Source organism: Pseudomonadota bacterium (assembly GCA_016927275.1).
GTDB lineage: Bacteria > UBA10199 > UBA10199 > 2-02-FULL-44-16 > JAAZCA01 > JAFGMW01.
This window is the reverse complement of sequence record JAFGMW010000070.1, coordinates 1-2,957: the sequence shown is the minus strand read 5'-3', so window position 1 is coordinate 2,957 and position 2,957 is coordinate 1. Positions and strand designations below refer to the sequence as shown.

Sequence of the window (2,957 nt, the reverse complement as noted above, 5' to 3'; positions counted from 1 at the left end):
TCTCGGTGACAGGGACCTTGATGCCGAACTGCGCGGAGATACCCGTCCTCGGCACAGGCGCTAATGGCTCTGTCGATAGAGCTGAATGCTCAGGATCTGCAGCATCCGCTGCCTCCACCGCGTCCTCATCCACATCGGCGGAGAAGAGCCTCATAAAGCCGGCTGTAACGAACTCAGGCACGTATCTCAGCGGACCGGGGAGCCCCTCGCTGGACGGATACAAGCAGACCTGGCCTTTAATTGTTTCACCCCCTGTTTGCACTTGCGTCTCGTTGCATCTGAGCGCTCCCTCATCAGGCTCTGTCCCCTCGGGATAGAAGCTCTTACAGAAAGGCTGTCCCTGAATAGGTACGCAGTTGTTGTCGCCCATAATATATATCTCCCCAATATATTTTCGGCTGGATACCCCCTGTGAGTTGCTTATGGGCGGGAAAAAATAAAAATTAAAATTACCTTATTTATTAATATATTAAATCTTAAACCTAAACCATTAAATCATACATTAAGAATGAATCATAATGGCCTGTTTTAAAAGGGGGATCGCCATGGTACCCGATCGCCCTCTCCCTCGCCTGCCCAGAAGGCAGGCATAGCTGCATGGCGGGCAGGCTGCCCTCCCCCATCAAGGGGGAGGGAATAGTTTCGTGCATCGCTGCATTCAGAGAGAGGCAAAGAGGCGGGATGCGAGTTTGCGGTGGGAGCGGCAGCCGATCTTTCGCATGGACGGGGGCTTATCCGGCCTCGGGAAGCGCTGCTTGAAGGCCTCGATGCGCTCGAGGGCCCGGGCGACTGTCTGCATGCCGATCCAGCCCTCGCCCACCGCGCGCCTCATCCCCTCGAGCGCCGCGCGCTGCTCGTCAGGCCGGCTGCAGACCATGACCATGTCGGCGCCTGCGGCTATCGCCTTCCAGCCCGCCTCGTACGAAGTGTAGCGGTCGGAGATCCCCTTCATGACGAGGTCGTCGGTGATGACGAGGCCGGAAAAGCCCATCTCCCCTCGCAGGATGCGGGTTATGATCGGGGCGGAGACAGAGGCGGGCTCCGTGGGGTCCAGGTTCGGGGTGAGGATGTGGCCGATCATCACCGAGCCTACCCCCGCCTCGATAGCGCGCTTAAACGGCACGAACTCGCACGCGTCGAACCGCCCCCTGGTCGAGGGGATGAGGGGCAGCCCCATGTGCGAGTCCACGTCGGTGTCGCCGTGGCCCGGGAAATGTTTGGCGCAGGCCGCCACCCCCTCCGACTGCATCCCCTCGATGAACGCTGCGCAGAGCTCGCCGACGATATCTGCGTCCTTTGATATGGCGCGGTCGCCTATGACAGGGTTCGCGGGGTTCGTGGCAACGTCCGCCACAGGGGCGAAATCGACGTCAACTCCCACCGCGGCGAGCTCCCGGCCAAGCATCGCCCCCAGCTCCTTCGCGAGCCCCGGCCCCGCGTCGCCCGCCCTGCCCAGCGCCGCCATGGGCGGGAGAGAGGTGAACGGCGCGGAAAGGCGCGCGACCCTGCCCCCCTCCTGGTCCACGCCCACGATGAGCGGCCCCGTCGCCGCATCCCTGAGGTCGGCTATGAACCGGGCGATCTGTTTCGGGGACTCGCAGTTGCGCTCGAAGAGGATCACCCCTCCGGCTCCGGTCTCCTTGAGGAAGAGGCGGTGCTCTGAGGTAACTTTTTTGCCCTCGAGGCCCACCATCAGCATGCGGCCCACCGTGGTCATCCTCGCTCCTTATGCGGCGAATCGCCCTTGCCCCTGCGCGGGCTTTCAATTACAATGCGCGGGCGTTTCGTTCGGCAGATAATTACGAATAGCAGAAAATCATGTCAAAGGCACGCACAAGAACGGCCGCGGTCGCGGCCATTTTCGTCGCACTGCTCACGGCAGGCGCGGCACGGGCGCAGGTCGACCTGTCGCGGGCGCTGGCCGATCCGGGGCTGAACCCTGCGCGCACCTCGATCGTGGTGGCCGACGCCTCCACCGGCAAGGTGCTGGCCGCCCACATGCCCGACCTCGCCCTCAACCCCGCCTCCTGCGCCAAGCTCGCCACGTCGCTGGCCGCGCTCGAGGTCCTGGGGCCGGGCCACAAGTTCAGGACCGTGTTCGCCTCGGACGGCCCCCCGCGGCACGGCCGCATCGGGACCCTCTACGTGAGGGGCGACGGCGACCCCTCGCTCATCAACGAGGAGCTGGCCGCGCTCGGCTCCCGGCTTTACGCCCACGGCATCAGGGCGATCGACGGCGGCATCGTGATCGACAACGGCTACTTCGACTCGTTCTATTTCCCGCGCAAGGGGGGCAACGACGGCCGCGCCTACACCGCGAAGATCTCAGCGGTTGCGGTCAACTTCAACAGCATCGGCGTGAAGGTCGCTCCCGGAAGACCCGGCGGGCAGGCGGTGGCGAGCCTCGATCCGCCGCTTGCGGAGTTCCGGCTGATCAACAAGGTGCGCACCGGCGGGAAGACGAACATCCACATAAGCGGGGCCGGCGGGGGCGACGGCCGCACGATCACCGTGAGCGGCACGATCTCGCCGCGCGCGGGCGAGGGCACGTTCTGGCGCTCGGTCGACGACCCGGTGGCGTATGCGGGCGCGGTGATCGCCCACCAGTTCCGCGCTCAGGGCATAGAGGTCGCAGGCCCCGTGAGATACGGGACCATGCCGCCGAACGCGCACTTCATCGCGGAGCAGTTCTCGCGGCCCCTCTCCGAGATCGTCTACGACATGAACAAGCTCTCCACCAACTTCGTGGCAGAGCAGATAACCAAGCACCTGGGTGCTGCGCGCTTCGGACCCCCCGGCTCCACGGAGAAGGGGGTGGCCGCGATAGAGGAGCACCTGGCCTCGATCGGGGTGCCCAGGGGATCGGCCACGCTGGAGAACGGATCGGGGCTCTCAGCGATGAGCCGCATCTCCTCGTCGCAGCTGGTGCGCATACTCGTCTCCGCCTACAGGGACCC

At 64.3% G+C, this 2,957-nt stretch carries 3 protein-coding genes; 1 reads left to right on the top strand and 2 read right to left on the bottom strand.

The genetic code is table 11. From position 1 onward, the window contains the following. Together JXA24_04455 and nagZ are read right to left on the bottom strand one after the other, a co-directional pair. On the bottom strand, nt 1-370 hold a 370-nt coding region (locus JXA24_04455; protein MBN1283006.1), incomplete at its 3' end, for a hypothetical protein. 288 nt (nt 371-658) lie between these two features. Beyond that, on the bottom strand, nt 659-1,717 hold the full coding sequence (gene nagZ / locus JXA24_04450) for a beta-N-acetylhexosaminidase (protein ID MBN1283005.1): 1,059 nt from the start codon (nt 1,715-1,717) through the stop codon (nt 659-661). 101 nt (nt 1,718-1,818) lie between these two features. Here nagZ and dacB point away from each other — a divergent pair. Beyond that, nucleotides 1,819-2,957, top strand: a 1,139-nt coding sequence (gene dacB / locus JXA24_04445; GenBank protein ID MBN1283004.1) for a D-alanyl-D-alanine carboxypeptidase/D-alanyl-D-alanine-endopeptidase, incomplete at its 3' end; no start/stop codon positions are given.

What these genes read in the sequence shown, in the direction of transcription:
- nagZ (MBN1283005.1), bottom strand. Translation starts at nt 1,717, where the DNA reads ATGACCACGGTGGGCCGCATGCTGATGGTGGGCCTCGAGGGCAAAAAA.